The sequence below is a fragment of the Streptomyces sp. CNZ287 genome, assembly GCF_007827615.1.
Map to the genome: position 1 here is coordinate 306,839 of NZ_VISV01000003.1, position 26,922 is coordinate 333,760.

Annotated in this window: 20 protein-coding genes and 1 pseudogene; 13 read left to right on the forward strand and 8 right to left on the reverse strand. The window is 75.7% G+C overall.

What is annotated here, in order from left to right; all coding sequences use genetic code 11:
• The first annotated feature begins 186 nt into the window (after positions 1-186).
• Both FB457_RS08905 and FB457_RS08910 read left to right on the forward strand, forming a co-directional pair.
• A complete protein-coding gene (locus FB457_RS08905; RefSeq protein ID WP_047018721.1) occupies positions 187-2,016 on the forward strand; it encodes a PucR family transcriptional regulator in 1,830 nt (609 codons plus the stop codon).
• A 238-nt stretch (positions 2,017-2,254) separates the two neighbouring features.
• Entirely contained in the window at positions 2,255-3,034 is a 780-nt protein-coding gene (locus FB457_RS08910) for a hypothetical protein (protein ID WP_047018720.1), read from the forward strand.
• Positions 3,035-3,139: 105 nt separating this feature from the next.
• Here FB457_RS08910 and FB457_RS08915 read toward each other — a convergent pair whose 3' ends face one another.
• Positions 3,140-4,051: an EamA family transporter gene (locus FB457_RS08915; RefSeq protein ID WP_186461949.1), complete on the reverse strand. Its 912-nt coding sequence runs from the start codon at positions 4,049-4,051 to the stop codon at positions 3,140-3,142.
• 115 nt (positions 4,052-4,166) lie between these two features.
• On the opposite strand from FB457_RS08915, the gene FB457_RS08920 reads away from it, so the two are divergent.
• Both FB457_RS08920 and FB457_RS08925 read left to right on the forward strand, forming a co-directional pair.
• A complete protein-coding gene (locus tag FB457_RS08920; RefSeq protein ID WP_047018718.1) occupies positions 4,167-4,679 on the forward strand; it encodes an Lrp/AsnC family transcriptional regulator in 513 nt (170 codons plus the stop codon).
• Between the two features lie 24 nt (positions 4,680-4,703).
• Complete coding sequence (locus FB457_RS08925; RefSeq protein WP_047018717.1) at positions 4,704-5,642, forward strand: LysR family transcriptional regulator; 939 nt, start codon at positions 4,704-4,706, stop codon at positions 5,640-5,642.
• 61 nt (positions 5,643-5,703) lie between these two features.
• On the opposite strand, the pseudogene FB457_RS35995 reads toward FB457_RS08925, so the two are convergent.
• The 3 genes and pseudogenes from FB457_RS35995 to FB457_RS08940 all read right to left on the reverse strand — a co-directional run.
• A pseudogene (locus FB457_RS35995) lies at positions 5,704-6,219 on the reverse strand (hypothetical protein); the annotation flags it as partial.
• A gap of 33 nt (positions 6,220-6,252) precedes the next feature.
• Positions 6,253-7,362 carry a Gfo/Idh/MocA family protein gene (locus FB457_RS08935; protein ID WP_125937769.1) on the reverse strand — a complete coding sequence of 370 codons (1,110 nt, stop codon included), beginning with the start codon at positions 7,360-7,362 and terminating at the stop codon, positions 6,253-6,255.
• Positions 7,359-8,111, reverse strand: a complete 753-nt coding sequence (locus FB457_RS08940; RefSeq protein ID WP_145781435.1) for a sugar phosphate isomerase/epimerase family protein — start codon at positions 8,109-8,111, stop codon at positions 7,359-7,361. The genes FB457_RS08935 and FB457_RS08940 overlap by 4 nt, the downstream gene beginning before the upstream one ends.
• A gap of 139 nt (positions 8,112-8,250) precedes the next feature.
• On the opposite strand from FB457_RS08940, the gene FB457_RS08945 reads away from it, so the two are divergent.
• Both FB457_RS08945 and FB457_RS08950 read left to right on the forward strand, forming a co-directional pair.
• Positions 8,251-9,249, forward strand: a complete 999-nt coding sequence (locus tag FB457_RS08945) for a LacI family DNA-binding transcriptional regulator (protein ID WP_047018714.1) — start codon at positions 8,251-8,253, stop codon at positions 9,247-9,249.
• 149 nt (positions 9,250-9,398) lie between these two features.
• Entirely contained in the window at positions 9,399-10,370 is a 972-nt protein-coding gene (locus FB457_RS08950) for an acetylxylan esterase (protein WP_047018713.1), read from the forward strand.
• A 22-nt stretch (positions 10,371-10,392) separates the two neighbouring features.
• On the opposite strand, the gene FB457_RS08955 is transcribed toward FB457_RS08950, so the two are convergent.
• Positions 10,393-10,989: a GntR family transcriptional regulator gene (locus tag FB457_RS08955; protein WP_047018712.1), complete on the reverse strand. Its 597-nt coding sequence runs from the start codon at positions 10,987-10,989 to the stop codon at positions 10,393-10,395.
• A 226-nt stretch (positions 10,990-11,215) separates the two neighbouring features.
• Between FB457_RS08955 and FB457_RS08960 the strand changes: the two genes are divergently transcribed.
• From FB457_RS08960 to FB457_RS08970, 3 genes are all read left to right on the forward strand, one after another.
• Positions 11,216-12,115, forward strand: a complete 900-nt coding sequence (locus tag FB457_RS08960; protein WP_047018711.1) for a (2Fe-2S)-binding protein — start codon at positions 11,216-11,218, stop codon at positions 12,113-12,115.
• Positions 12,116-12,227: 112 nt separating this feature from the next.
• The gene (locus tag FB457_RS08965) at positions 12,228-13,268 is read left to right on the forward strand and encodes a DUF2637 domain-containing protein (RefSeq protein ID WP_047018710.1); all 1,041 of its coding nucleotides are present in this window, start codon (positions 12,228-12,230) and stop codon (positions 13,266-13,268) included.
• Between the two features lie 94 nt (positions 13,269-13,362).
• The gene (locus FB457_RS08970) at positions 13,363-16,497 is read left to right on the forward strand and encodes a glycoside hydrolase family 38 N-terminal domain-containing protein (RefSeq protein ID WP_145781437.1); all 3,135 of its coding nucleotides are present in this window, start codon (positions 13,363-13,365) and stop codon (positions 16,495-16,497) included.
• A gap of 35 nt (positions 16,498-16,532) precedes the next feature.
• On the opposite strand, the gene FB457_RS08975 is transcribed toward FB457_RS08970, so the two are convergent.
• The gene (locus tag FB457_RS08975) at positions 16,533-18,830 is read right to left on the reverse strand and encodes a protein phosphatase 2C domain-containing protein (RefSeq protein ID WP_047018708.1); all 2,298 of its coding nucleotides are present in this window, start codon (positions 18,828-18,830) and stop codon (positions 16,533-16,535) included.
• 101 nt (positions 18,831-18,931) lie between these two features.
• On the opposite strand from FB457_RS08975, the gene FB457_RS08980 reads away from it, so the two are divergent.
• Both FB457_RS08980 and FB457_RS08985 read left to right on the forward strand, forming a co-directional pair.
• The gene (locus tag FB457_RS08980; protein ID WP_047018707.1) at positions 18,932-19,927 is read left to right on the forward strand and encodes a helix-turn-helix domain-containing protein; all 996 of its coding nucleotides are present in this window, start codon (positions 18,932-18,934) and stop codon (positions 19,925-19,927) included.
• Between the two features lie 108 nt (positions 19,928-20,035).
• Positions 20,036-20,623 carry a TetR family transcriptional regulator gene (locus FB457_RS08985; RefSeq protein ID WP_047018706.1) on the forward strand — a complete coding sequence of 196 codons (588 nt, stop codon included), beginning with the start codon at positions 20,036-20,038 and terminating at the stop codon, positions 20,621-20,623.
• A 97-nt stretch (positions 20,624-20,720) separates the two neighbouring features.
• Here FB457_RS08985 and rsgA read toward each other — a convergent pair whose 3' ends face one another.
• A complete protein-coding gene (gene rsgA, locus FB457_RS08990; protein WP_047018705.1) occupies positions 20,721-21,839 on the reverse strand; it encodes a ribosome small subunit-dependent GTPase A in 1,119 nt (372 codons plus the stop codon).
• Positions 21,840-22,131: 292 nt separating this feature from the next.
• Between rsgA and polX the strand changes: the two genes are divergently transcribed.
• Positions 22,132-23,874, forward strand: a complete 1,743-nt coding sequence (polX, locus tag FB457_RS08995; RefSeq protein ID WP_173534895.1) for a DNA polymerase/3'-5' exonuclease PolX — start codon at positions 22,132-22,134, stop codon at positions 23,872-23,874.
• A 121-nt stretch (positions 23,875-23,995) separates the two neighbouring features.
• Here the strand turns inward: polX and FB457_RS09000 are convergent, their stop codons facing one another.
• Complete coding sequence (locus FB457_RS09000) at positions 23,996-25,255, reverse strand: YihY/virulence factor BrkB family protein (protein WP_047018703.1); 1,260 nt, start codon at positions 25,253-25,255, stop codon at positions 23,996-23,998.
• Here FB457_RS09000 and FB457_RS09005 point away from each other — a divergent pair.
• Positions 25,238-26,896, forward strand: coding sequence for an acyl-CoA dehydrogenase family protein (locus FB457_RS09005; RefSeq protein ID WP_047018702.1), 1,659 nt, complete (start codon positions 25,238-25,240; stop codon positions 26,894-26,896). The two genes, FB457_RS09000 and FB457_RS09005, sit on opposite strands and share 18 nt — an antisense overlap.
• The last annotated feature ends 26 nt before the right edge of the window (positions 26,897-26,922 follow it).

Below are 26,922 nucleotides of genomic sequence, written 5' to 3' on the forward strand. Positions count from 1 at the left end.
AGAAACGCCGCCGTCCGGGTGCAGTCACGGAAACCATGAAGCAAGGGGCAGGCCGGAACCCGGTTCTTGTAGATTCGAACGAAGTCCGGGGCATCCTTCCCCTGCGGGACATCCCACGACGACCGCCCGGCGGCCCGCCCGCACGGGCGGGCCGGCCGGCGCACGACCGACAGCAAGGGGACGCGCATGAGGCTGCGGGCACTCCTGGACTCCGAGGCACTGGGCCTGCGGCTCCTCGGGGGCGCGGACGAGCTGGACCGCACGGTGCGGGGCGTGATGACCACCGACCTGACGGATCCGAGCCGGTATCTGTCGGGCGGCGAGCTGGTCCTCACCGGGCTCGCCTGGCGGCACGGGCCGCAGGACTCGGAGCCCTTCGTACGGATCCTGGCCGCGGCCGGCGTCGCCGGGCTCGCGGCGGGCGAGGCGGAGCTGTCGGGGGCGGGGGTGCCGGAGGACCTGGTGCGCGCGTGCGCGCGGCACCGGCTGCCGCTCTTCGCGGTGGACGAGGACGTCGCGTTCGCCACCATCACCGAGCACGTGGTACGGCAGGTCTCCGGCGAGCGGGCCGGCGATCTGGCGGCCGTGGTCGAGCGGCACCGCCGGCTGATGTCGTCCGGGCCCGCGGGCGGCGGCCCCGACGTGGTGCTCGACCTCCTCGGCTCCGATCTGGACCTGCGCGCGTGGGTACTCTCCCCCACCGGCCGGCAGATCGCCGGCACCGCGGCCGGTGCGGCCGGTGGGCGGCTGCCGGCGCAGTTGCGGGCGCAGTTGGCCGGCGAGCACCTCGGGGCGCTGCGCGGCGGCCGGCCGGGGCCGCACCGGGTGACGCTGCCGGCGGCGGGCGGGGGCGTGACGTACTCGCTCTTCCCCGTCGGCGGCGGGCGGGACCTCCGCGAGACGGTGCTCTCGGACTGGCTGCTGGCGGTGGAGGCGGACGCCGGGGAGTGGCCGCCGGAGCGGCTGGACCTGGTGCACGGCGTCACGCAGTTGATCGCCGTGGAACGGGAGCGGCGCGACGCCGCGCGGTCGGTGCGGCGGCGGCTGGCGCAGGAGGTGCTGGAGCTGGTGCAGGCCGGGGCACAGCCCGCGGAGATCGCGGCACGGCTGCGGGTGGCGGTGCCGGTGCTGCTGCCGGGGACCGGGGCGGCGCCGCAGTGGCAGGTGGTGGTGGCGCGGGTCGAGTGGGAGGTCCCGTACGGGCAGCCGGGGATCGCGGGCGGTCCTGTGGCGCAGGCGATGCTGGAGGAGATGCTCGCGGGCGCGGACCGGGACCCGGCCGAGCGGATCGCGGTGGCGCACACCGGCGACGAGGCGGTGGCGCTGGTGCCGCTGCCCGCGGTCCCGGCGCGGGGGGCGGCGGACGGGGCGCCGGAGACGGGCGGCGCGGACCCCGGCGCGGGGGGCGGGCGGTCCCGCAAGGGCGCCGCCGAGGGCGCCGGGACCGGCCGCGCACGCTCCGGCGGCCCGAGCGCGGTGGCCGGCCCCGGCGCGGCGGGCGGCGCGGCGGCCGGCGCGGGCGGGCTGCGCGCCGCGGCGCTGCTCGCCGCCGTACGGGAGCCGCTGGCCCGCGCGCTGGCCGACGACGGCCGGCTCACGCTCGGCATCAGCGCCGCGGTGGACTCCCCGGAGGGACTGCGCGGCGCCCTGGAGGAGGCCCGGCACGCGCGCCGGGTCGCCGCCGCCCGGCCGGGCAGCGTGTGCGCCGCCGGCCACGAGGAGCTGGCCTCGCACGTGCTGCTGCTGCCCTTCGTCCCCGACGACGTACGCCGCGCGTTCACCGCCCGGCTGCTGGACCCGCTGCGCGCGTACGACCACCGCCACCGGGCGGAGCTGGTGACGACCCTGGAGGCGTTCCTCGACTGCGACGGCTCCTGGACCCGCTGCGCCGCCCGCCTCCACCTGCACGTGAACACGCTGCGCTACCGGGTGGGCCGGATCGAGCAGCTCACGGGCCGGGACCTGGCCCGGCTGGAGGACAAGCTCGACTTCTTCCTCGCCCTGCGCATGCGCTGACCGCCGCCGTCCGCGAGCGCGGCCTCTTCACTGAACGGCTGCGTCCGCGCCGTACGTTCGTGCGCGTCGTTCCCGTGCCGCGGGCAATCCGTTGGCCAAGATCTTGTGAAGTCGTTCACGCAAGCCCTTGGCCCAGGGCAGACTTCGTGCTGAGATTCGACTCACAGTGGGCTGCGTTGATTCTTGTTGTTCCTTGGCTCGACGGCGCGTTGGGGAGGCAGAAGTGGCGGATACCGCCATGGCACGGTCGGAATCGGTGATGTCGGAGGATCCGCTGGAGCGGGCGATCTGGCGGCTGCGCTCGCGCGGCTGCTGGGACGACGCCGCGGCGCTCCTCGACGACGCCGCCGGGACCGACGCCGAGGCGGCGCGGCAGCGCGCGGCGCTGCTGGTGGAGCAGTGCATGTTCACGGCCGCCGGCTGGGAGCGCGCGGAGGACGCGGTGCGCAACGCGGAGGCGCTGTCGATCGACGGGGAGAACCGCGGCGTCACGGCGTGCGAGCGGGGCTATCTCGCGTACGCCTCGACGCTCTTCCAGGAGCGCGACCGCTCCGACGAGGCCCGTGCGGCGCTCGGCCGCGCCGCGGCGCTGCTGGCGCCGACGTCGCCGTACCGGCCGATGCTCGACTTCCGGCGCGGTCTCGTCGCACAGCACCTGACGAAGAACGCGACGGCGGCGCTGGCGGCGTTCCGCCGCGCCCACGCGGGCGCCGTGGAGCAGGGCGACCTGCTGCTGTGCTCGTTCACCTGGCGCCACCTGGCCTCGCTCGCGGCCGACGCCGGCGACCTCGCCGAGGCGCGGCACGGCTTCCGCGAGTCGCTGCGGCTGCGCGAGGAGGTGGGCTATCTGATCGGTACGGCACCGGCGCTGATGGCGCTGGCCGACGTGGAGTCGGAGCCGGAGGCGGGCCGGTTGCGGGCGGAGGCGACGCGGCTCGTACGGCTGCTGGACGGGGTGCCGTCGTGGCTGGCGGAGCAGTTGGGCGAGGAGCCCCGGCGGGTGGCGGCGGCGGACTGACGCGGCCCGGGGGGCCCGGCGAGCGGCCGGGCCGGCGCGTGGCGCAGGGGTGTCCGGCCGGAGGGACAGTCCATTTCCGGCCGTCTTCACCGCCCGTACCCGCGGCTACGCGTGCGCCGCCGCGTCCCGCTCCCGGTGCACCGCGACGCCCGCGACGACCAGCGCGATGCCCGCCGCCTCCGCGGCGCCCGGCACCTGGCCGAGGACGGCCACGCCCATGACCGCCGCCGTCGCCGGCAGCAGCGACAGCATCAGCGCGAACGTCGCCCGCGGCACCCGCGCCATGGCGAGCTGGTCGCACACGTACGGGATCACCGACGAGCACACCCCCACCCCGAACGCCGCAGCCAGCAGTACCGGTGACGTCACGGCCGCCGCGCCCTGCGCGAGCCCCGCCGGCGCCGCGACCACCGCCGCCACCAGCATCGCCGCGCCGAGCCGCCCCACCCCGGACGCGCCGCCGTCGGCCGCGAGCCGGTGGCCGAGGACGACGTAGAGCACGAACAGCGCGCAGTTGCCGAACGCCAGCGCGAGCCCGAGCGGTTCCGCGACCAGGTGCACGTCGGTGAGGAGCGCGACGCCCGCGAGGACCAGCGCCAGCGCGGCGACGTTCCGCCTGGTCCGCACCCCGGCCGCGGCCAGCGCCACGGGCCCGAGGAACTCCACCGCCCCGACCGTCCCCAGCGGCAGCCGTTCGAGGGCGAGATAGAACGTGCAGTTCATGGTGGCGAGGACGGCCCCCATCGCGACCAGGAGCCGCCGCTGGTACGGCGTCGCCGCCCGCCAGTCGCACCACGGCCGCCGCCAGACGGCGAAGACCAGTGCGGCCGAGGCGATCCGCAGCCAGGCGACGCCGAGCACGTCGAGGCGGGCGAAGAGCAGGACGGCGCAGGCCGGGCCGAGGTAGTGGAAGACCGCGGAGGAGACGAGGAACGCCGGCGGCGGCACCCGCTCGGCGGCGAGGGCGAGCCGGCCGCCGGAGGCGGCGGCGGGGCTGCGGGGCAGGGAGTCGGCCACGGGGGAATCGTCGCAACGCGCGCCTCCGCGGGCCATGGCGAACCGGAAAGCCCAGCGGCGGATCACTTTCCGCTCCGGGGTACGAAACGGGCGCCCCTCGTGCCAAGGTGAAACGGTGGACGCACTCGACCGCTCGATCCTGACCGCACTCGACGCCGACCCCCGCCTGTCCATGGCGGAGCTGGCCCGGCGCACCGGAGTCTCCGTGCCCACCGCCCGCGAGCGGGTGCGGCGGCTGGAGGAGTCCCGGGTGATCCGCGGCTACCGCCTGGACGTCGACCCGGCCGCCCTGGGCTACCCGGTGGCGGCGTTCGTCCGGGTGCGTCCCGGGCCGGGGCAGTTGCCGCGGATCGCGGCGCTGGCGCGGAGCCTGCCGCAGGTCAGCGAGTGCCACCGGATCACCGGCGAGGACTGCTTCCTGCTCAAGGTGCATGCGACGGACCTCGACACCTTCGAGGAGGTGCTCGACCGCTTCCTGCTGCACGGGCAGACGACGACCTCGATCGTCCAGTCCACGGCGGTGCCGCCGCGGACGCCGGGGCTCGGCGCGTACGCGGAGGAGGGGGCCGGGAGCGGCGGCGGCACGGGGGCCGGGCCCGGCGCCGGGGCGGGGGGCCGGGTTCCGTAGCGGCTGCGGCTAGGGTTGCCGGGCGTGGACCTCGATGCCGTGCGCACCTTCGTCGCCGCCGCCGACACCGGCCAGTTCCAGGAGGCGGCGGCCGAGCTGATGCTGACCCAGCAGGCCGTCTCCAAGCGCATCGCCGGGCTGGAGAAGGGCCTCGGGGTGCGGCTGTTCACCCGTACCGCGCGCGGCGCGAAGCTCACCATCGACGGCCAGGCGTTCCTGCCCCACGCCCGCACGCTGCTGCAGGCCGCGGAGCGGGCCGCGGCGTCCGTACGGCCCGGGAGCAGGGCGCTGCGCGTGGACGTGGTGGGGCGCCGGGTCGCCACCGCCGGGCTGCTGCGCGACTTCCACCGCGCGCACCCCGAGGTGGAGCTGGACGTCGTCACGGTCTACGGCGGCGGCCCGGCCGTCGAGGCGGTACGCGACGGCACGATCGACGCGACGTTCCGGACCCTGCCGCCGCCCGGCCGGAAGCTGCCCGACGACATCGCGGTCGGGTACGTGATGTACGAACCGGTACAGCTCGTCACCGGCCCGGCGCACGAGTTCGCCGGCGCCCGCTCCGTCAGGCCCGCGCAGCTCGCCGGGCACCGGATCTGGATGCCGGGCAACGCGCCGGGCACCGAGTGGGCCGCGTACTACGAGGACATGGCGGCGGAGTTCGGCTTCGTCATCGACGCGGTGGGCCCCGACTTCGGCGTCGAGAGCCTGCTCGACACGGTCGCCGAATCCACCACGGTGGGCACCTTCCTCAGCGAGCGGACCCCGCTGGTCTGGCCCGTCGACTACGACCTGTGCCGCATCCCGCTGCTCGACCCGACCCCCGTCTACCCGCACCTGCTGCACTGGCACACCGACAACGCGCACCCCGGCCTCGCCCTGCTCCGCGACTACGCCGCCGCCCGCGCCCCGCGGCACACACCCACGGACCCCGCCGGCACCTGGGCCCCGGCCTGGTCCCGCTGACCGCCTTGACCGCGTCCGCGACCACGTAGCCGTCGGTGGCGTCGTTGCGTATCCGTACGCCCGCCGCCGTCCCCGCCGCGAAGGTGTGCCGGCCCAGCACCCCCCACTGCCCGCCGCGCGAGCGCTGGTCGACGGTGTACGTCTGCGTGCCCCCGGGTCTCCGGGGGTGAAGTCGATGCCTGCGCGTGCCATCAGGTCGCCCTCGTACGTCGCGTCCACGAACATCCAGCCGCCGTGCGCGCGGCCATCGTCGGTGACGAGGCGGCGGAGCGGTCGACGCAGCGGAGCCGGGCGCCGAGGACCACGGGGATGTCATGCTCGGCGAGCAGGTCGGCGAAGACGTCAGAGGAAACGTGCGGTTCGAAGGTTTGACGTGCTCCCCGGGCTGAGGCCCGGGGATTCTGGCCTTCCCTCCCGAAGCTTGTACCGCTGGGCAGCACAAGCTCCGGGAGGGAGTCCGTGGCTTCCTGCTTCGTTGCGCTGCGCCAGAAAGGGTTCTGGTCTTATCGGCGCTCCACAGGCTGATGCCGCCAGTCCAGCGGCCTTTACCACGTCGAGAAAGCGCTTTCTCTGCCATGGTTCCGGAGTGTGCCCGCGCCCCGGAGGGACGTCAACGCATCCGTACGCCCGGATCCCAGTCGGCCGGCAGCGCCGCCGGCACGGTGAAGCCGGCGCCCGCGACGGGCACGAACTCCCCGTCCCGCGCCGACTTCTCGACCGCCGCCATGGTCTCCAGCACGTGCTGCGCCAGCTCCCCCGAGGCGCGGTGCGGCTCGCCCGCGGCCAGCGCCCTGGCCATGTCGAGCACGCCCATGCCGCGCCCGGCGGTCGCACCCGCCGCCTCGATCTCCGTCCACTCCGCCGAGCCCGTGGGGCGCAGCCGCAGGGAGCCGTCGAAGCGGTTGGGGTCGGGCAGCGCGAGGGTGGCCTCGGTGCCGGTGATCTCCACGAACCCCTGCCGGTTCAGCGGGGAGTCGAAGCTGACCACCAGCGAGGCGGTCTGGCCCGCGGCGTAGTCGAGGAGCGCCGCGACGTGCGTGGGCACCTCCACCGGGAACTCCGTGCCAGCCTTCGGCCCGGAGCCGACCACCCGGGTCTCGCGCGCCCTGCTGGCCACCGCCGCGACCCGCCGGGCCGGGCCGAAGAGCGTGGCCAGACAGGTCAGGTAATAGGGGCCCATGTCGAACAGCGGCCCGCCGCCCCGCAGGAAGTAGAACTCCGGGCTGGGGTGCCACGACTCCGGGCCCGGGGTCTGCAGCAGCGCGAGACCGCTCAGCGGCACGCCTATCGCCCCGTCGTCGACGAGCCGGCGCGCCGTCTGCAGCCCGGCGCCGAGGAACGTGTCCGGGGCGCAGCCGAGCCGCACGCCCGCCCCGGCGGCCCGGGTGACCAGCTCGGCGCCGGAGACGGGGTCGAGGGTCAGCGGCTTCTCGTTCCACACGTGCTTGCCGGCGCCGATCGCCGCCGCGGCCACGTCGTGGTGGGCGGCGGGGAGGGTGAGGTTGACGACCAGCTCGACGCCGGGGTGGGCGAGGGCGTCCTCGGTGCTGCCGTGCGCCGGTACGCCGTAGGCGGCGGCCTGCGCGGCGGCGCGCTCCGCGTCGAGGTCGGCGCAGAAGAGCACGCGCAGGTCGGGGAAGGCGGTGAGGTTCGTCAGGTACTGGTCGCTGATCGTGCCGCAGCCGACGACGGCGACGCCCAGGGGCTCTCCTGCGGTCATCGGCGCTTCCCCTCCAGCCAGTCGAAGCTCTCTCGGACGGCGGTGAGCATGTCGGTGGCGCAGGCGTCGAGTTCGACGATGTGCCGGCGGGCGCCCGCGCCCGCGGCGAGCACGTCCTCGACGGGCATCCGGCCGGCGCCGACGGCGGTCATCGGGTCGTCCTTGGTGACGGGCCCGTCCTTGATGTGCAGGTGCGTGACGCGCTCGCCGAGGCGGCCGAGCAGCGCGGGCACGTCCTGGCCGCCGACCGCCGCCCAGTACGTGTCCACCTCGAACTGCACCGGGGCGTCGAGCCCGGCGAGCAGGTCGGCCAGCACCTCCAGCGCGGGGACGCCGCCGACGTGCTGGGAGAGCTCGAACTCGTGGTTGTGGTAGCCGAGCGCGAGGCCGTGGCCCGCGGCGCGCTTCGCGGCCTCGGCCAGCTCGCCGGCCACGGCGCGTACCTCCTCGGCGCCGGCGAACCGCTCCGGCGGCAGATACGGCACGAAGACGGTGTCGGCGCCGACCGTGCGCGCGCCCCGGAAGGCGGCGTCGGCCTGCTCGGGACCGGCGAGCACATGCGCGTGGACGGAGCCGGCCGCGAGGCCCGCCGTGTCCAGGTCGGCGCGGAGCTCCTCGGGGTCGGTCAGTACGTCGTAGCACTCGACCTGGCGGTAGCCGAAGCCGGACAGGGCGGCGAACGTGCCGGGGCGGTCGGCGGCGATCTCGTCGCGAACGGTGTAGAGCTGCACGCCCAGGGACGGGCTCATGGTCTCCTCCGGCGATCATTTTCGACAATTTTTCGCTCGCCAATTGACGCTAGAAGCCGGGCAGACCTCCGTCAACACCCTTGACAGGGTCGGAAGTCGACGGTCAGGCTGGCCGGAGTTTTCGAAAAGGACTCCCGCCATGCCGCCCGAACAGGCCACGCTCAGCGACATCGCCGCCCGCGCCGGCGTCTCGGTGTCGACCGTCTCCAAGGTCCTGCACGCCCGCACCGACGTCGCCCCCGCCACCCGCGAGCGCATCGCGCGGCTGCTCGCCGACCACGGCTACCGGCCGTCCCGCGGCGCCGGCGTCGTCGACCTCGTCATCGGCAGCCTCAACAGCCCGTGGGCGGACGCGCTCGTCACCGGCGCGGTCGAGGCCGGCGCCGAGGCCGACTGCCGGATCGTCATCGACAGCGTGCCCGACAGCGCCGACGTCCTGCGCCACACCCTGGAGCGCATCATGGCGCGCGGCAGCGACGGCGTCCTCCTCGTCCACCAGGTACCGGCGCCGGAGACCCGCGCGCGGCTGGCGGCCAAGCGCATCCCGCTGGTCGCCATCGACCCGCCGGCGGAACCGGGCGCGGGCGTACGCTCCGTGGGCTGCACGAACTGGCAGGGCGGCCTCGCCGCGACCCGCCACCTCATCGAGCTGGGCCACCGCCGCATCGCCACCCTCACCGGGCCGCTGACGATCTGGTCCGCCCGCGCCCGCTTCGACGGCTACCGCGCCGCGCTGCTGGAGGCGGGGCTGCCGGTGGCGGAGGAACTGATCCGCAACGCCGACTTCTTCGCGCCCGACGGCCGCGCCGGTGCGCTGGCACTGCTGGACCTGCCCGAGCCGCCCACCGCGGTGGTCGCGGCGAACGACGGGCAGGCGTTCGGCGTGCTCCAGGCCCTGGCGGAACGGGGGCTGCGGGCACCGGCGGACATGAGCGTCACCGGCTTCGACGACACCCCCGTCGCCGCCTGGGCGGCACCGCCGCTGACCACCGTCGCGCAGCCGCTGGAGGCGATGGCGGCCACCGCGTTCCGGATGCTCCGGCTGCACGGCGAGGGCGGGGCGGCGCAGCCCGAGCAGGTGGAGCTGGCCACGACGCTGACGGTACGCGCCTCCACGGGCCCGCCGCCGGCCCGCTGAGCCCGGAGCGCCCGCGCCCGTCGCCGGATACGTTCCGTACGCGCCGGGTACCGGCATCCCGTACACGCCGCACCGCCTTCCCCCCGCACCCCGCCCGCACCCGCCATCCCAGCCCCCGCACCGCCGTCACGACCGACTGGAGCGTCCCCATGGCCCTGTTCGACCTCCCCCTCGCCGAGCTGCGCGACTACCGCCCCGAGCGCGAGGAGCCCGCCGACTTCGACGACTTCTGGACCCGCACCCTCGCCGGTGCGGAGGAATCGGCGGGCGGCCTGGCGCCGGAGTTCCGCCCGTACCCGACGGGCCTGACGGCCGTCGACGTGCACGACGTGTCCTTCGCCGGCTGGGGCGGCCACCGCATCTCCGCCTGGCTCGTCCTGCCGCGCGGCGCCGACGGGCCCGTGCCGTGCGTCATGCACTACATCGGCTACGGCGGCGGCCGCGGGCTCCCGCACGACCACCTGTTCTGGCCGGCCGCGGGCCGCGCCGTCTTCGTCGTCGACACCCGCGGCCAGGGCGCCGCCCACCGCGACAACGCCGGCTCCACCCCCGACCCGTACGGCACGGGCAACGCCCAGACGCCCGGCTTCATGACCCGCGGCGTGCTCGACCCGGCGGAGTACTACTACCGCCGCGTCTTCACCGACGCCGTGCGCGCCGTGGACGCCGCCGCCGCGCACCCGGCGGTGGACGGCGACCGGATCGCGGTGAGCGGCGGCAGCCAGGGCGGCGCGATCGCCACCGCGGTCGCCGGGCTGCACCCGGGGGTGCGGGCGGCGATGATCGACGTGCCGTTCCTCAACCACTTCCGCCGGGCGGTGACGATCACCGACAAGAACCCGTACCAGGAGCTGGTCCTCTTCCTGGCGACCCAGCGGGACGCGGAGGAGCGGGTGTTCCGGACGCTCTCGTACTTCGACGGGCTCAACTTCGCCGCGCGCGCCCGGGTGCCGGCGCTGTACTCGGTGGCCCTGATGGACGAGGTGTGCCCGCCGTCGACGGTCTTCGCGTCGTACAACCACTGGGGCGGGCCGAAGGACATCGAGGTCTACCCGTGGAACGGCCACGAGGGCGGCGGGAACGACCACCGGGTGACCTCGCTGGCCTGGCTGCAGGCGTAGCGGCCCGCGCCCGTACGCCCCGTCAGGGCCGCTCCGGCGCGCCCAGCAGTTCCCGCAGCACCGCCTCGGCCGCCGCCGCGTCCCCCGCCGCCAGCGCGTCGACCAGCGCCTGCCGGCGGTCCTGCGTGGCCGCCGGGGGCCGTGCCCTGGCCCGCAGTTCGCCCGCGACGCGGGCCAGTTGGCGGTTGCCGGAGAGCGCCGCCAGCGCCTCGTGGAACTCCGCGTCGTCCCCGGTCAGCCGGCTCAGCGTCAGCAGGCGCCCGGCCGGCGGCCCGGCCGCCAGCCGGTGCAGCAGCGGTACGAGGAGCAGCGCGCGCACCTCCGCCAGCTCGGCCAGGTCGCGGGCGCTGGGCGCGAGGATCCGGAAGCCGCGGTTCGGCAGTATCTCCACCGCGCCCTCCGCGGCGAGTTGCTGCATGGCCTCGCGCACCGGGGTCGCCGAGACGCCGAACCGCTCGCCCAGCGCGGGCGCGGAGTACACCTCGCCGGCCCGCAGTTCGCCGCCGGCCACCGCGACGCGCAGCTCGTCGAGCACCTGGCCGCGTACGGAGTGCCGGCGCACCCGGGCCGGGGCGCGGCGCCGGCCGGGTACCGCCGGCGGGTGCGGCACGTCCTCCACTGCTTCCCTCGTTCCCCCGATTTCCCCGATTTCCCAGATTTCCCCGATTTCCCAGATTTTCCGATTCACGACGGAAGTACACCCGGCGGGCGGCGCTCGCGCCCCACGGTAACCCGGTGCCCCTTGCCCCTTCCCGGACCAAGCGGGTTAAGGTTAGCCTTACCTCAACCCGCCGACGGGTCGAGAACACGTCACGCCCCGCCGAGCCCAGGGTGGTCACCGCACGATGTCCGCGCCCGCAGTGCCCCAGCCGCTCGCCGACGCCGGAGCCCCGCCCGCGCGGCCGGCCGGCACCCCGGTCACCGCGGCGTACGCACGGCTCAGCGAGGTGCTGCCGTTCCTCGCCGTCACCGAACTCGGCACCGCGGACCCGCTGCCCGCGGGACCCGGCTGGGTGGCCGCCGCCGACCTCGCCGCCGGCGGCCCCGCCCTCGACGACTTCCTCGCCTGGGACGCCGAGCAGGTCCGCCGCACGTACGGCGAGGAGGCCCGCCCCGACGTGGTCGCCAGCTTCGGCCTGCACCGCTACGCCTGGTCCGCCTGCCTGCTGGTCACCCTCCCCTGGTTCCTGCTCCGCCGCGTGCCCCGCGTCCCGCTGGAGGCCGTGGCCCTGCACCGCAACGCCGACGGCAGCCGCATGCGCCTGGCCGTGCACGGCGGCGCGTTCGCCTGCCTGCCCGACGACCCGGCCGCGGGACTGCCAGGCGCCCGCGTCGTCGCCGGCGAGGAGGCGCTGCGCGCCGAGGTGCGGGCGGCCGTGGCCGAGCATCTGGAGCCGGTGCTCGCCGCGTTCGGCCCGCGGATGCGCCGCGGGCCGCGGGCGCTGTGGGGGATGGCGACGGACGAGATCGTCGAGGGCCTGTGGTACCTCGGGGACCTGCTGGGCGAGGAGGAGCGGGCGATGGCCGAGACCGGGCAGCTCCTGCCCGGCACCGGAGGGGCCACCGCCCCGTACGCCGGCGGCGCCGCCTTCCGCACCCTCACCGGGCCCGCCGGGCAGTCCCTGGCCACCCGGGACCGCGCGAGCTGCTGCATGTACTACACGCTGCGGCCCGAGGACACCTGCGTGACCTGCCCGCGCACCTGCGACACGGAGCGCGTCGCCCGTCTCGTCGCAAGCTCTTAGCACAGAAGCCATCCCATTGAGTGGCTGATTTCGTTTCCTCCGGAATCGCGCGGGAATTCCGCGAGTATCGGTCCCCGAGTCACCCGTCATCCGGCGAGGCAAGGGACATCCGATGGGATTCAACGGGATACCGCTGAGCTGGGCCCTCCCGGCCGCCGTGCTGCTGCTCGGCGTGCTCGCGGCCATCGCCGTCGTGGTCCGCGGCCGGCAGAAGGCCGACGAGCCCGCGGACTCCTGGGAGGCCGGCGAGCAGCGCCGGCGCCGCAAGGAGGCGATGTACGGCACGCTCGCGTACGTCCTGCTCTTCTGCTGCGCCGCGGTCGCCGCCGCGCTCTCCTTCCACGGCCTGGTCGGCTTCGGCCGGCAGAACCTGGGCCTGTCGGGCGGCTGGGAGTACCTGGTCCCCTTCGGGCTCGACGGCGCCGCGATGTTCTGCTCGGTCATCGCCGTACGCGAGGCCAGCAACGGCGACGCGGCGCTCGGCTCCCGGCTGCTGGTGTGGACGTTCGCGGGCGCGGCGGCCTGGTTCAACTGGGTGCACGCGCCGCGGGGTACGGGCCACGCGGGCGCGCCGCAGTTCTTCGCCGGCATGTCGCTCTCGGCCGCGGTGCTCTTCGACCGGGCGCTGAAGCAGACCCGCAGGGCCGCGCTGCGCGAGCAGGGGCTGGTGCCCCGGCCGCTGCCGCAGATCCGGTTCGTACGGTGGCTGCGGGCGCCGCGGGAGACGTTCCGCGCGTGGTCGCTGATGCTCCTCGAAGGCGTACGCACGCTGGACGAGGCCGTCGACGAGGTGCGCCAGGACAGCAGGGACGAGGCGCGCCGGCGGGCCGAGGAGCGCGAGCAGGCCCGGCTGGAGCGGGCCCGGCTGAAGGCCCTCGGCAAGCACCAGCGCGCGCTGGCCCCCGGCGATTTCACCGCGGCGCGCGCCGAGCCGCAGGTGGCGCTCACGCCGGAGCCGGTCACGGAGGCGGCGCGGTTCCCGCTGCGGTCGCGCTCGGCGCCGGAGACCCGGCCCGCGGTGGCCGGCGGTCCTTCCGGCGGCCAGCCTCCGGCGAAGTCCGTCGCCGCGGCCGCGGGCCCGGACGACGCGCTGGCGGCACCGCTGGACACCCTGGAGCAGAAGCTCACGGCGATGGAGAACCAGTACCGCTGAGGGTGCTCCCGTGACGATCGAGGTGGTGGGTCCTCTTGCCCGGTCGGCCGCGCGCAGGTTAGGCAGATCACAGCGACGACTGTGAGGAGCCGCGATGCACGACGACCGACTGCTGGCGGAGGGCCGGCTGGACCGCGCGCTGCGCCAGTTCATCCGACCCGCCCAGTACACCGAACGCGTCCCCCTGGAGCTGTCGGTGTGGCACCGGCCGGGTGAGCCGGTGCCGGCGGACGAGGCACTGAAGATCCCCCCGGAGGAGTACGAGCCCTTTACCGTCGGCACCGCCTGGGGGCCGCCGTGGTCGACCAGTTGGTTCCGGCTGACCGGCGCCGTGCCCGCGGGCTGGGCGGGGCGGCGCGTCGAGGCGGTGATCGACCCCGGGTTCGGCACCGAGATGCCCGGGTTCCAGGCCGAGGGGCTGGTGTACGACGCGGCCGGTGCGCCCGTCAAGGGCGTGCACCCGCGCAACCGCCATGTGCCCATCGCCTCCCCCGCGGCCGGCGGCGAGCCCGTACGGCTGCTGCTGGAGGCCGCCGCGAACCCCGCGGTGCTCCAGGACTTCACCCCCACCCTCCTCGGCGAGCTGCGCACCGCGGGCGACGCGCCGCTATACACCTTCCGCTCCGCCGACCTCGCCGTGCTCAACGAGGACGTGTGGCATCTGGTCCTCGACATCGAGGTGCTGTCGGAGCTGATGCACGAGCTGCCGGTGGACCGCGGCCGCCGGCACGACATCCTGCACACCCTGGACCGCATGCTCGACGTGCTCGACCTGCACGACGTGCCCGGCACGGCGGCCGCCGCCCGCGAGGTGCTGGCCCCGGCGCTGGCGCAGCCCGCGGCGGCCAGCGCCCACCGCGCGTACGCCGCGGGGCACGCGCACATCGACTCCGCCTGGCTGTGGCCGCTGCGCGAGACGGTGCGCAAGGCGTCGCGGACGTTCGCGAACGTCACCGAGCTGGCGCTGTCCGGGGACTACCCGGAGCTGGTCTTCGCCTGCTCGCAGGCGCAGCAGTACGCCTGGGTCAAGCAGCACCAGCCGCAGATCTACGAACGTATCCGCGCGGCCGTGCAGACCGGGCAGTTCGTGCCGGTCGGCTCGATGTGGGTGGAGTCGGACGCCAACATGCCGGGCGGCGAGGCGCTGGCCCGGCAACTGATCCACGGCAAGCGGTTCTTCGCCGAGGAGTTCGGCGTGGACACGCAGGAGGTGTGGCTGCCGGACTCCTTCGGCTACACCGCGGCGTTCCCGCAGCTCGCGCGGCTGGCGGGGATCCGGTGGTTCCTCACCCAGAAGCTGTCGTGGAACCAGACCAACAAGATGCCGCACCACACCTTCTGGTGGGAGGGCATCGACGGCACCCGGGTCTTCACCCACTTCCCGCCGGTGGACACGTACAACGCCACCATGCACGCCTCCGAACTGTCGCTCGCCGAGCGCAACTTCGCCGACAAGGGCCGGGCGAGCATGTCGCTGGTGCCCTTCGGGTACGGCGACGGGGGCGGCGGGCCGACGCGCGAGATGCTGGAGAAGGCGCGCCGGCTGCGCTCGCTGGAGGGCTCGCCGCGGGTGGAGGTGGCCGACCCGGCGGTGTTCTTCGCGGCGGCCGAGGAGGAGTACGGGGCGGCGGCGCCGGTGTGGTCCGGCGAGCTGTACCTGGAGTTCCACCGCGGCACGTACACCAGCCAGGCCGACACCAAGAGCGGCAACCGGCGCAGCGAGCACCTGCTGCGCGAGGCGGAGCTGTGGGCGACGGCGGCGGCGCTCGCGGATCCGGCGTACGCGTACCCGTACGAGGAGCTGGACCGGATCTGGAAGACGGTGCTGCTGCACCAGTTCCACGACATCCTGCCGGGCTCGTCGATCGCCTGGGTGCACCGGGAGGCGGCGCAGACGTACGCGGCGGTGGCGGAGGAGCTGGCGGGGATCACGGCCGCGGCGGTCGCGGCGCTGAGCACTCCGGGGGGCGACGGGGTCGCGGTGCTGAACGCGTCGCCGTACGACCGGGGGGAGGTCGTGGAGCTGGCCGCGGAGGAGGCGACCGCGCTGCCGCCGGATGCGGTGACGCAGCCGCTGGGCGACGGCCGGTCGCTTGCGCGGGTGGACGCGCCGGCGCTGGGCGCGGGTACGGCGGGCGCGGCGGCCGGGGCCGGGGTGTCGGCGGTGCGGGACGGCGCGCAGGTGGTGCTCGACAACGGGCTGCTGCGGGTCGTCGTCGACGGCGACGGGCTGGTGGCCTCCGTACGCGACCTGACCGCCGGCCGCGAGGTGCTGGCGCCGGGCGCCCGGGCCAACCTGCTCCAGCTCCACCCGGACCACCCCAACCAGTGGGACGCCTGGGACATCGACAAGTTCTACCGGCGCACCCGCACCGACCTGGTGGACGCCGAGTCGGTGGAGGTCACCGAGTCGGGGCCGCTGCGCGCGGCCGTGCGGGTGGTGCGTACCACCGGCCGTTCGCGGATCGTGCAGGACATCAGCCTGGCCGCGGAGAGCGGGCGGGTGGACTTCACCACCGAGGTCGACTGGCGGGAGGAGGAGAAGGTCCTCAAGGCCGCGTTCCCGCTGGACGTGCACGCCGACCGGTCCACGTCCGAGATCCAGTTCGGGCACGTGCACCGGCCGACGCACGCCAACACGAGCTGGGACGCGGCGAAGTTCGAGATCTGCGCGCACCGCTGGCTGCACGTGGGCGAGCCGGGGTACGGCGTGGCGGTGCTCAACGACGCCACGTACGGCCACGACGTGACGCGCGAGGCGCACGAGGCGGGCCTCGGCACGACGGTGCGGCTGACGATCCTGCGGGCGCCGAAGTTCCCGGACCCGGAGACGGACCTCGGCGTCCACCGCTACCGGTACGCGCTGCTGCCGGGCGCGGACGTCGGCGCGGCGGTGGAGCAGGGCCTGGCGCTGAACCTGCCGCTGCGCACGGCGCGTACGGCGGCGCGGGCGCCCCTGGTGTCGGTGAGCGACCCGGCGATCACGGTGGAGTCGGTGAAGCCGGCGGAGGACCGGAGCGGCGACGTGGTGGTCCGGGTGTACGAGTCGCGCGGGGGCCGGGCGTCGGGGACGCTGACGACGTCGTTCGCGGTCGGAGACGTCCAGGTGACGGATCTTTTGGAGCGCCCGCTGGACTCGTCCGACGCAACGCGGGAGGAGGGCGGCGGGGTGTCGCTGCGGCTGCGCCCCTTCCAGATCCTGACGCTGAGGATGCGGCCCGTACGGTGAGGAGAGGGGGCCCGGCCCGCGCCGGGCCCCCTTGCTCAGCTCTCCCAGAGGGCGGCGGCGGTGCGGTCGTCGGCGAAGCCCTTCGCGCGCAGTTGGACGTCCCCGAGGAACGCCGCGAGCCCGGGCGGCGCCTCCTCGCCGCGCCACCGCTCCCCCAACTCGGCCGCCAGCCCGGGGGCGCCGCGCAGCGGCTCGGCGAACCCGGGGCTGCACAGCAGCAGTACGTCGCCGGGCCTGCCCTCCGAGGCGCGGAAGGCGAACGGGGCGGGCTCGCCGGGATCGGGGGTGTCCACGAGCGCGCCGAAACCGGGCGGCGGCGGTCCCGCGGGGGCGGAGCGCTGCGGCTGGACGCCGAGGTCGACGGTGAGCCGCGGATCGGCGGGGGGCCCGGGTGCCGGGGGCGGGGCCTGCGCGGCCCCCTCCTCCGGCGGAGCGGGCTCCAGGTCCTGCCACTCGTCCCCGCGCAGCCGGAAGAGCCCGCCGGTTCCGGTGCCGAAGAAGACCCGGGTGCGGCAGCGGGGGTCGGCGGAGAGCAGCAGGCAGCGCAGCCCGGCGGTGTACCCGGCAGGATCCACCCCGAACTCCTCGGCCTGCGCGCGCATCAGCCCGTACGTCCGCCCGGTCAGCCGGTGCAGCCCGCCCTTCAGGGCGGCGCGGCGCCCGGTCCTCATGTCCTCGGACAGCCGCGCCCGGCTCCTGCCGACGGCCTCGCCCATCCACCGTACGAGCGAGTCGGCGGCCCGGTCGGTACGGGGCACGCCGCGCGCGCCGGTCGCGACGGCGACGAACACCAGCGCGTCCTCGCCGCCGCCGAACCGGGCGGTGAGGAGTGCGTCACGGCGCTGCTCGCCGCGGTAGCGGGGACTGTCGCCGCGGGTGGAGGCGGCCCGTAGCGTGAAGGACCCGTACCGCGCCCCGTCGAGCACGGTGTCGGGCACCAGATCCGCCAGCGCCCCGGGCGCCACCTCGGGCAAGGCGGTCGGCTCGGCCTCGTAGGTGGGCGGTCCCCCACCGACGGACTCCCCGCCGCGGCGGGCCCATTCGACGTCGGTGAGGGTGTCGGTGACGGACACCTGCCGCAGGCGCATGGTGGCGGGCGGGGGTTCCTCGGTGTCGGGCTGCGGTGCGGAGCCCGCCCGTGGGGGCGGGGCAGGGGGCACGGGCGCGGGTGATGCCGAGACGGATGGCAGGGGTTCGGGCCGCGCCGGTTGGGCGGACGCGGAGGGCGCCGCCTGCCCCGGGCCGGACCCGGCCGCGGGGGTGGGCGGCGCCGGGCGTTCGGCGGCGGGGCGCACCGGCCGCGGTGGCGGTACGGGTGCGGGGGCCGCCGGTGGCACGGAGGGCCCCGCGGCCGGCTGCGCCGGGCCTCGCCGGCCGGGTCCGGGTGGCACCGCGCGCCCGGGACCCGGCTCCGCCGACGCGGGGGCGGGCGGTGCCGGTTGCTCCGAGCCGGCGGGCTCCGGCCGGGCAGGTGGCGGGGCGGGTGCGGGCGACTCCGGTGCCCCGGGGGCCCGTTGGCCCGGCGCGGGGGCGGCGGACGCGCGGGGCGCCGGCGCGGGAGCCGCCGGCGCGGGCTCCCCGGTATCCGCCGAGCCCGGCAGCGCCGCGTCGGCCGGGGCAGGTCCGGCGGCCTCCTCCGCGCCGGGCGGCGCCACGTCCGCCGGAGGGGGTGTGTCGCGCAGCTCCGCCTCGGGCTCCTCCCGGTCTGGCAATGCCTCTTCCGCCGGGGCACGTTCGGCCGTTTCCCGCGGGGCGGGCGGCGAAGGAGCGCTCGCCGGGCGGTCCCCGTCCGCCGAGTCCCACCACAGGGCGGCCGCTTCCGCCGCCGGCCCGGGAGGCTCCACCGGCTCCGGCTCCGGCTCCGGCTCCGGTTTCCGGTCCGGTTCCGGTTTCCGGTCCGGTTCCGGTTTCCGGTCCTGGACGCGCTCGGCCGGTCGCGGCACCGGCCCGTCGTCCTCCCGCAGGCCCGCGAACACGTCGTCCGCCCAGCCTCGGCCCGCCGGCTCCGCGCGCTCCGTGAACCCCGGGACCCCCGCCACCGACGGCGGCGGGGTCGAAGAGGCAGGCGGCGGCGGGTAGTCGGGGTCCTGCATCTGGTCGTACGGCTCCGCCGCCGACGGCCGCGACGGACGCGACGGACTGGACGACCCAGCCGCCCCCGGCGGAGCGGGGTCCGCCTCCTCGTCCACCGCCCGCGCCACCGACGCGAAGCGGTCGTCGAGGGTGTCGCCCGCGCGCTGCGGGCCGGTGTCCGGCACCCCCTCCTCGTACAGGTCGTGCCACCACTCGTCCTCGGTGCGGCGTTCCCCCGCCGTCTCCCCCTGGCGATCCATGCTCCCTATTGTTCCCCGCCGCCCCTCGCCGCAAGGGCGGGACCGGCAAGATCACGGCAAGGGCCTTCCACCCGACCCACCGGTACGGTCAGGATGTGCAGGTGCTCGGTGCCATCGGACTCGACGACGTACAGGAGACGGCCTACCGCGCGCTGGTCGCACTCGGCGCCGCCGACGTCCCCGAGCTGGCGCGGCGGTTGACGCTGCCCGAGCCGGAGGCGGTGCGGACGCTGCGGCGGCTGGAGCAGCACGGGCTGGCGGCGCAGTCGTCGGCGCGGCCGGGGCGCTGGGTGGCGGCGCCGCCGTCGGTCGCGCTGGGGGCGCTGCTGATCCAGCAGCGGCACGAGCTGGAGCGCGCCGAGCTGGCCGCCGCCCTGCTCGCCGAGGAGTACCGCGCGGAGGCAGGCGAGCCCGCCGACGTGCACGACCTGGTCGAGGTAGTGACCGGCGCCGGCGCGGTGGCACACCGGTTCCTGCAACTGCAGCTCGGCGCCGAGCAGGAGGTGTGCGCGCTGGTCACGCGGGAGCCGCTGGCCGTACGCAGCCAGGACAACACCGCGGAGGAGAAGGCCGCGGGGCGCGGCGTGCGGTTCCGGGTGGTGCTGGAGCGTTCCCGGCTGCTGGCCCCCGGCACGGTGGCCGAGGCGGCGGAGGCGCTGCGCAGGAACGAGGAGCTGCGGGTCGCGGACGTGGTGCCGACGAAGCTGGTTATCGCCGACGGTGCGACGGCGATGGTGCCGATGTTCGCCGAGGCCGGCGAACCGGCCGCGCTGGTGGTGCACGCGAGCGGACTGCTGGAGTCGCTGACGGGCCTCTTCGAGAGCCTGTGGCGGCAGGCGCTCCCCCTCCGGCTCACTACGGGCGGCGCGGCGGTGGTGGAGCAGGCGGCGGGCGGGCCCGACGCGGTGGACCTGCAGATCCTCGGCCTGCTGCTGGCGGGCCTCACGGACGCGAGCGCCGCCAAGCAACTGGACCTGGGACTGCGGACCGTACAGCGGCGCGTGAAGCGGCTGATGGAGATCGCCGGGGTGCACACGCGGCTGCAGTTGGGCTGGTACGCGCACGAACGCGGCTGGTGCGCCGAGCAGCGGTCCTGACCCGCCGGCGAAGCCGCCGGACGACGCCCCCCGGTGGCAGCGCGCCACCGGGTGCCGTGCACGGCATCGCCGTAAGGTTGCCGGGTGAGTTTGCGCCCCGACGTCTCGATGGCCCAGCGCAAGCGCCGGCTCGTGGCCGACGAGCTGAGCGAGGCGGCGCTGCGGTTGCTGGCGTCGAAGGGATTCGACGCGGTCACCGTCGACGAGATCGCCGCCACGGCCGGCGTCTCCAAGCGCACGTTCTTCCGGTACTTCGCCTCCAAGGAGGACGTGGTCGTCCGGTTCCTGGCGGGGCTGGGCGGCGGCATGCGCGCGGCGCTGGCGGCCCGCCCGGAGGGTGAGCCGCCTTCCGCGGCGCTGCGGGAGAGCGTCCGGGCCGCGCTGACCACCTGCGCCGACCAGCCCGGCAGGACGCTGCGGGTGGTCCGGCTGGTCCTCGGCACGCCCGCCCTGCGGGCGCGTTTCCTGGAGTACCAGGACCGGTGGCGCGACGACCTGGCGGCGGAGCTGGCGCGGCGCCCGGGGCTCGGCCCCGGCACCGGCCTGTACCCCCAACTGGCCGCCGGGATGGCGCTCGGCGCCTTCGACACCGTGCTGCGGCGGTGGAGCGGCAGCGACGGCGCCGAGGACCCCGCCGGGCTGACCGACCGGGCCTTCGCCACGCTGGCCCCGGCGCTGGACGCCGCCGCCGGGTGAGCCGCGGCGGCGGATCACCCCGGTGACGTACGGCGGCAGGTGCCCGCCCGCGGGCCGGGCCGGCGCCCCGGCCGCCGCGCCCGCTCGCGCCCCTGCCTCAGCCTCTCCCCTTGCGCGCCCGCGCCTCGCGCTCCGCCGCGTCGCGGCGCTTCCAGTCCCGCCGCCGGTCGGCCTGCACCCGCAGGTCCGTGCGCGCGGCGATGCGGGCGTTCTCGCGCTGGAGCTTGCGGTAGCTCTCCAGGCGGCGCGGGTGCAGCTCGCCGTCCTCCAGCGCCGCGAGCACCGCGCAGCCCGGTTCCGCGGTGTGCGTGCAGTCGGGGAAGCGGCAGCGGGCGGCCAGTTCCTCGATCTCCGCGAAGACCTGGCCGAGCCCGTCGTCGGCCTCCCAGAGGCCGACGCCGCGCAGGCCCGGGGTGTCGATGAGGACGCCGCCGCCGGGCAGCGGCAGCAGGTCGCGGGCGACCGTGGTGTGCCGGCCCTTGCCGTCCGCGTCGCGCACCTCGTGGACGCGCTGGGTGTCCTCCCCCAGCAGGGCGTTGGCCAGCGTGGACTTCCCCGCTCCCGAGGCGCCCAGCAGCACGGAGGTGCCGGTGGACAGCGCGGCGGCCACCTGCGGGACGCCCGCGCCGGTGGCGGCGCTGACCGCGAGGGCCGCGGTGCCGGGCGCGAGTTCCCCGACGTCGGCGACGAGGTGTCCGAGGACCACGGGGTCCGCGACCAGGTCGGCCTTGGTGAGCACGACCAGCGGTTGCGCGCCGCTGGACCAGGCGAGGGACAGCAGCCGTTCCAGCCGGGCGGGTTCGATGTCGGCGGCGCTCGCCGCCGCGAGCGAGACGGCGATGACGGCGTGGTCGACGTTGGCGGCGATGACCTGGCCCTCGGAGCGTTTGGACGACGCCGAGCGGAGAAAGGCCGTGCGGCGCGGCAGCAGGGCCTGTACGGCGAACCGCTCGCCCGGTTCGAGCGCCGCCCAGTCGCCGGTGCAGGGCAGCCGGGTGAGGTCGGCTGTCCGGCCGGCGGCGCGGTCGGCGGCGGCGAGGCGGGCGGTGGTGGCGCGGACGGGTCCGGCCTCGGTGAGGGCGATGCAGGAGCCGCGGTCCACCCGCGCGATACGGGCCGGGATCAGACCTTCCGACTCGTACGGCGCGAACGCGTCGGCGGCGGCCTCATCCCAGCCGTAGGCGATCAGGCGGTGGGGTGCGGGGAGGTGTGTCAACAGAGCGACCCTTCAGAAAGGAGCGGGCGTGCGGCTGTCGTGCGGGGACTGCGCCCCTGACGGCTTCGGTCATGGCCCTCACCTCCCTGGTCGATACCGGTCACGTGGTGCGCTGAAAGCGTATGCAGCCGCGCACGTATCCCGCCACGGGTTTTCCCCGCCGCCGCGATCCCCGCGTCCCGCCGCGCTCGCCCGGCGGGGCGCGGCGAACGGCGGCATGCTTGTGCGCAGGGGAGCGTCGCCGGCGCGGCTCCGCTCCCGTACCCCCGCAGCCTCCGCGACGTGGACCGAGGTGACCGACGTGGCGTCCAACGAGGAGGTCGCCGCGCTCCTTCAGGAGTACGCCGACCTGCTGTCCATCACCGGTGGCGACGCCTTCAAGGCGCGCGCCTACGAGCGCGCCGCCCGCGCGGTCGCCAACCACTCGGCCGACGTGGCCGCGCTGAACGCCAAGGAGCTCAAGGAGATCCCCGGAGTGGGCGCCTCCATCGCGGGCAAGGTCGGCGAATACCTCCGTACGGGCCACATGGCGGCGGTCGAGGAGGCCCGCGGGCGGATCCCGGCCGGGGTCCGCGAGCTGATCGCGATCCCCGCGCTCGGCCCGAAGCGCGCGCTGGTCCTCTACGAGGAGCTGGGCGTGTCCTCCGTCGGCGAGCTGGCGACGGCCATCGGCGAGCACCGGCTGCGCGACCTCAAGGGCTTCGGGCCCAAGAGCGAGGAGAAGCTGCTCCACGGCATCGACCTGCTGCGCTCGGCCACCGGCCGGATCCCCGTCGACACGGCGCTCGCGCTCGCCGACGACATCGTCGCGCACCTGTCAGCAGTGACCGGCTGCGAGCGCTGCGCGTACGCGGGCTCGCTCCGCCGCCGCCGCGGGACCGTGGGCGACCTCGACGTGCTCGCCGCCGCGGCCGACTCCGCGCCGCTGATGGCGGCGTTCACCGGGCTGCCGCTGGTCGGCGAGGTCATCGGCTCCGGCGAGACGAAGACGAGCATCCGCACCACCGGCGGCGTCCAGGTCGACCTGCGGGTGGTGCCGCCGGGAGCATGGGGAGCGGCGCTGCTCTACTTCACCGGCTCCAAGCAGCACAACATCCGCCTCCGCGAGATCGCCGTGCGGAAGAAGCTGAAGCTGTCGGAGTACGGGCTCTTCCACGCCCGCAGCGAACGCCGCATCCGGGTCACGACGGAGGAGGACGTCTACGCCTGCCTCGGCCTGCCCTGGATCCCGCCGCCGCTGCGCGAGGACCGCGGCGAGATCGAGGCCGCGGCCGACGGCGGGCTGCCGGAGCCGGTGACGGAGGACGACCTGCGCGGCGACCTGCACACCCACACCGACCTCACCGACGGCATCGACACGCTGGAGGCGATGGCCGAGGCCGCCCGGGAACGCGGCTACGCGTACTACGCGATCACCGACCACGCCCCCGAGCTGCGCATGCAGCGCATGACCAGGGAGAAGATGCTCGCCCAGCGCGAGACGGTGGCGGAGCTGGACGCCCGCTACCGGCGGCGCTCGGGCGGGCTGCGGCTGCTGCACGGCACGGAGCTGAACATCGCGCCGGACGGTTCGGTCGACTGGCCGGGTGAGTTCCTGGAGACGTTCGACATCTGCGTGGCCTCGGTGCACTCGCACTTCACCCAGCCGAAGGACGAGATGACCCGCCGCTTCCTCGCCGCGGTCGAGAACCCGTACGTGCACGTCATCGGCCACCCCACCACCCGCAAGGCGGGGAAGCGGCCGGCGGTCGAGGCGGACTGGGACGCGGTCTTCGCGGCCTGCGCCCGTACGGGCACGGCGCTGGAGGTCAACGCCCACCCCAACCGGCTCGACCTGCCGGACGAGCTGATCCTGCGCGCGCGTGGCCACGGCGTGAAGTTCGCCGTGAACAGCGACGCGCACTCGGTGCCGGACCTGGCGAACACGCGCTACGGGGTGGGCATCGCGCAGCGGGGCTGGCTGACGCCCGCGGACGTGATCAACACCTGGCCGCTGGCGAGGCTGCGCCGCTTCCTGCGGGCGAAGGGCACCTGAGGCGGCGGCGGGACGGGGCGGCCGGGGCAGCGGGCGACGACACGGGCGGGCGACAGGTGTCCGCGGGAGCGCCGACCACGCTCGGGTGCCTTCCACCGTCGGGCAGCGGCTACGCCCGCGGTCACTTGACCTCGTGCCGGTCCCCGTCCACCCGGTCAGCCGGATCGTCCCACTCCGCCGGCCCCTTCCGCTCCGGCGGCTGCGCCGGCCGGCCCTTCGCCGCCGCCCTGCGGCTCTCCTCCGCCGCCTCCTCCTCTTCCTCCGCCCACTCCGGCTCGGGCTCCCGCGCCCGCTCCTCCGCGGAGGCGTCCCCGTCGAGTCCGCGCAGGCGCGCCTGCCGCTCCGCCGAGGCCGCCGCGACCAGCCGGGCCGCCGCCTCCTCCCGGGCGCGCGCGGTCTCGGCGCGGCCGGTGGCGGTGGCGACGGACGGCCAGACGCGGTCGAACGCGGCGTTGACCGCCGCGCCGACCAGCACCGCGAACGCCGACACGCCGAACCAGAGCAGCACCGCGACGGGCGCGGCCAGCGACCCGTAGATCGTCGGGCCCTCCACCGCGTTCACCAGGTAGAGCCGCAGCAGCACGCTGCCCAGCAGCCACATGCCGAGCGCCACCAGCGCCCCCGGCAGGTCCTCGCGCCAGGGTGAGCGCACGGGGACGGCCGCGTGGTAGAGCGTCGTGAGGAAGGCGACGGAGAGCACCACGACGACCGGCCAGTACAGCACCCGCACGGCCGTCTCGCTCCACGGCAGCAGCGTCACCACCGCGTCCGGCCCCGCCACCATCAGCGGCAGCGCGACCACGCCCATGACCAGTGCCACGAGGTAGAGCCCGAACGCCAGCAGCCGCGTCTTGACGATGCCGCGGTGGCCTTCGAGCCCGTACATGATCGTGATGGTGTCGATGAAGACGTTCACCGCCCGCGAGCCCGACCAGAGCGCGAGCGCGAAGCCGAAGGAGATCAGGTCGGCGCGCCCGCCGCGGGTGACGTCGTCGAGCAGTGGGCGGACGATCTCGTCGACGCCCTTGGCGGTCATGACCGTGTCGGAGGCGTCGATGATGTTGTGCCGGATGGTCTCGACGTCGATGAGCCACTGGTCGAAGTAGCCCAGCAGGCCGAGGAGGCCGAGGAGCAGCGGCGGCAGCGAGAGCAGGCTGAAGAACGCGGCCTCGGCGGCGAGCCCGATGACGCGGTACTGCATGCAGGAATTGACGGTGTCCTTCAGCAGCAGCCAGGCGACCCGGCGCTTGGGAAGGTTCTGGTACAGGGCGCGGGCCCGGCCCAGCCGGCCGCGGGGTTTGCCGCGTCCGCCCAGTTCCGCACCCGTTTCCCGATCTGCTCCCACCTGCCTACCGTAGCTGTCATGGCAGCAGGTACTCATACAGTGACGAATCAGGCACCGCCCCTGGTCGGCTACGACGTCTACGCCGCCGACGCGGCCCTCACCGAGGCGGTCGAGCGGTACGTCGCGCCCGAGCGGCACGCCGAGGCGGACGCGGAGCTGACCGCTCTCGGCCGGGCGGCCGGCTCCGCCGAGGCGCAGCGGTGGGGCGCCGAGGCGAACGCCTCGCCGCCCGTGCTGCACACCCACGACCGCTACGGCCACCGCCTCGACGAGGTCTCCTTCCACCCCTCGTGGCACCGGCTGCTGGCACGCGGGGTGGCGGCCGGGCTGACGGACGCCTGGGGGCGTCCTGACGGGCACGTGCGGCGGGCGGCCGGGTTCCTGGTGTGGACGCAGGCCGAGGCGGGGCACGGCTGCCCGCTGTCGATGACGCACGCCGCGGTGCCCGCGCTGCGCGCGCAGCCGGAGCTGGCGGCGGTGTGGGAGCCGCTGCTCACCTCGCGGACGTACGAGCCGGGCCTGGCGCCCGCCGCCGCGAAGGCGGGTGCGCTGGCCGGCATGGGGATGACGGAGAAGCAGGGCGGCTCGGACGTACGGGCCAACACCACCCGGGCGGAGCCCGCCGGGGACGGTGCGTACGCCCTGACGGGCCACAAGTGGTTCTGCTCGGCGCCGATGTCGGACGCCTTCCTGGTGCTCGCGCAGACGCCGGACGGCCCCGGGTCCGGCGGGCCCACCTGCTTCCTGCTGCCGCGCGTGCTGCCGGACGGCAGCCGCAACACCTTCCTGCTCCAGCGGCTCAAGGACAAGCTCGGCAACCGCTCGAACGCCTCCGCGGAGGTCGAGTTCGACGGCACGACGCTCGCCTGGCGGGTCGGCGAGGAGGGCCGCGGGATCCCGGCGATCATCGAGATGGTCGCCGCCACCCGGGTCGACTGCGCGACCGCCGCGGCGGCCGTGATGCGGCAGGCGGTGGCGCAGGCGGTGCACCACTGCACGCACCGCGCGGCGTTCGGCGGGGTCCTCGCCGACAAGCCGCTGATGCGCAACGTGCTGGCGGACCTGGCGCTGGAGTCGGAGGCCGCGACGGCGCTGGCGCTGCGGCTGGCGGCGGCGTACGACGCGGGCACGGACGAGGAACTGGCGTTCCTGCGGCTGGCGGTGCCGGCGGCGAAGTACTGGGTGACGAAGCGGTGCACGCCGGTGGCGGCGGAAGCCCTGGAGTGCCTGGGCGGCAACGGGTACGTGGAGGAGTCGGGGATGCCGCGGCTGCTGCGCGAGGCGCCGCTGAACTCGATCTGGGAGGGCTCGGGCAACGTCCAGGCGCTCGACCTGCTGCGCGCGCTGGGGCGGGAGCCGCGGGCGGTGGACGCCGTGCTCACCGAGATCGGCCGGGCCCGCGGCGCCGACCACCGGCTGGACCGGGCGGTGAAGGACCTGCTCACCGAAGTGGCGGACCTGGCGGGCGTCGAGTCCCGGGCGCGCCGGCTCGCGGAGCGGCTGGCGCTGGTGCTGCAGGGAGCGCTCCTCGTACGGCACGCGCCCGCCGCGGTCGCGGACGCCTTCTGCGCCTCGCGGCTGGGCGGCGAGTGGGGTACGGAGCTGGGGACGCTGCCGCACGGGCTGGACCTGCGCGCGGTGGTGGACCGGGCCCGGCCGGTGCCCGCGGTCTCGTAGTGCTCCGGTCGGAAAAGCCGCCTGAG

What these genes read in the sequence shown, in the direction of transcription:
- FB457_RS08945 (WP_047018714.1), top strand. Translation starts at nt 8,251, where the DNA reads ATGCCGCCCGAACAGGCCACGCTCAGCGACATCGCCGCCCGCGCCGGC.
- FB457_RS08965 (WP_047018710.1), top strand. Translation starts at nt 12,228, where the DNA reads ATGGGATTCAACGGGATACCGCTGAGCTGGGCCCTCCCGGCCGCCGTG.
- FB457_RS08960 (WP_047018711.1), top strand. Translation starts at nt 11,216, where the DNA reads ATGTCCGCGCCCGCAGTGCCCCAGCCGCTCGCCGACGCCGGAGCCCCG.
- FB457_RS08940 (WP_145781435.1), bottom strand. Translation starts at nt 8,111, where the DNA reads ATGAGCCCGTCCCTGGGCGTGCAGCTCTACACCGTTCGCGACGAGATC.
- FB457_RS08935 (WP_125937769.1), bottom strand. Translation starts at nt 7,362, where the DNA reads ATGACCGCAGGAGAGCCCCTGGGCGTCGCCGTCGTCGGCTGCGGCACG.
- FB457_RS08970 (WP_145781437.1), top strand. Translation starts at nt 13,363, where the DNA reads ATGCACGACGACCGACTGCTGGCGGAGGGCCGGCTGGACCGCGCGCTG.
- FB457_RS09005 (WP_047018702.1), top strand. Translation starts at nt 25,238, where the DNA reads ATGGCAGCAGGTACTCATACAGTGACGAATCAGGCACCGCCCCTGGTC.
- FB457_RS09000 (WP_047018703.1), bottom strand. Translation starts at nt 25,255, where the DNA reads ATGAGTACCTGCTGCCATGACAGCTACGGTAGGCAGGTGGGAGCAGAT.
- FB457_RS08950 (WP_047018713.1), top strand. Translation starts at nt 9,399, where the DNA reads ATGGCCCTGTTCGACCTCCCCCTCGCCGAGCTGCGCGACTACCGCCCC.
- FB457_RS08985 (WP_047018706.1), top strand. Translation starts at nt 20,036, where the DNA reads ATGGCCCAGCGCAAGCGCCGGCTCGTGGCCGACGAGCTGAGCGAGGCG.
- FB457_RS08905 (WP_047018721.1), top strand. Translation starts at nt 187, where the DNA reads ATGAGGCTGCGGGCACTCCTGGACTCCGAGGCACTGGGCCTGCGGCTC.
- FB457_RS08975 (WP_047018708.1), bottom strand. Translation starts at nt 18,830, where the DNA reads ATGGATCGCCAGGGGGAGACGGCGGGGGAACGCCGCACCGAGGACGAG.
- FB457_RS08910 (WP_047018720.1), top strand. Translation starts at nt 2,255, where the DNA reads ATGGCACGGTCGGAATCGGTGATGTCGGAGGATCCGCTGGAGCGGGCG.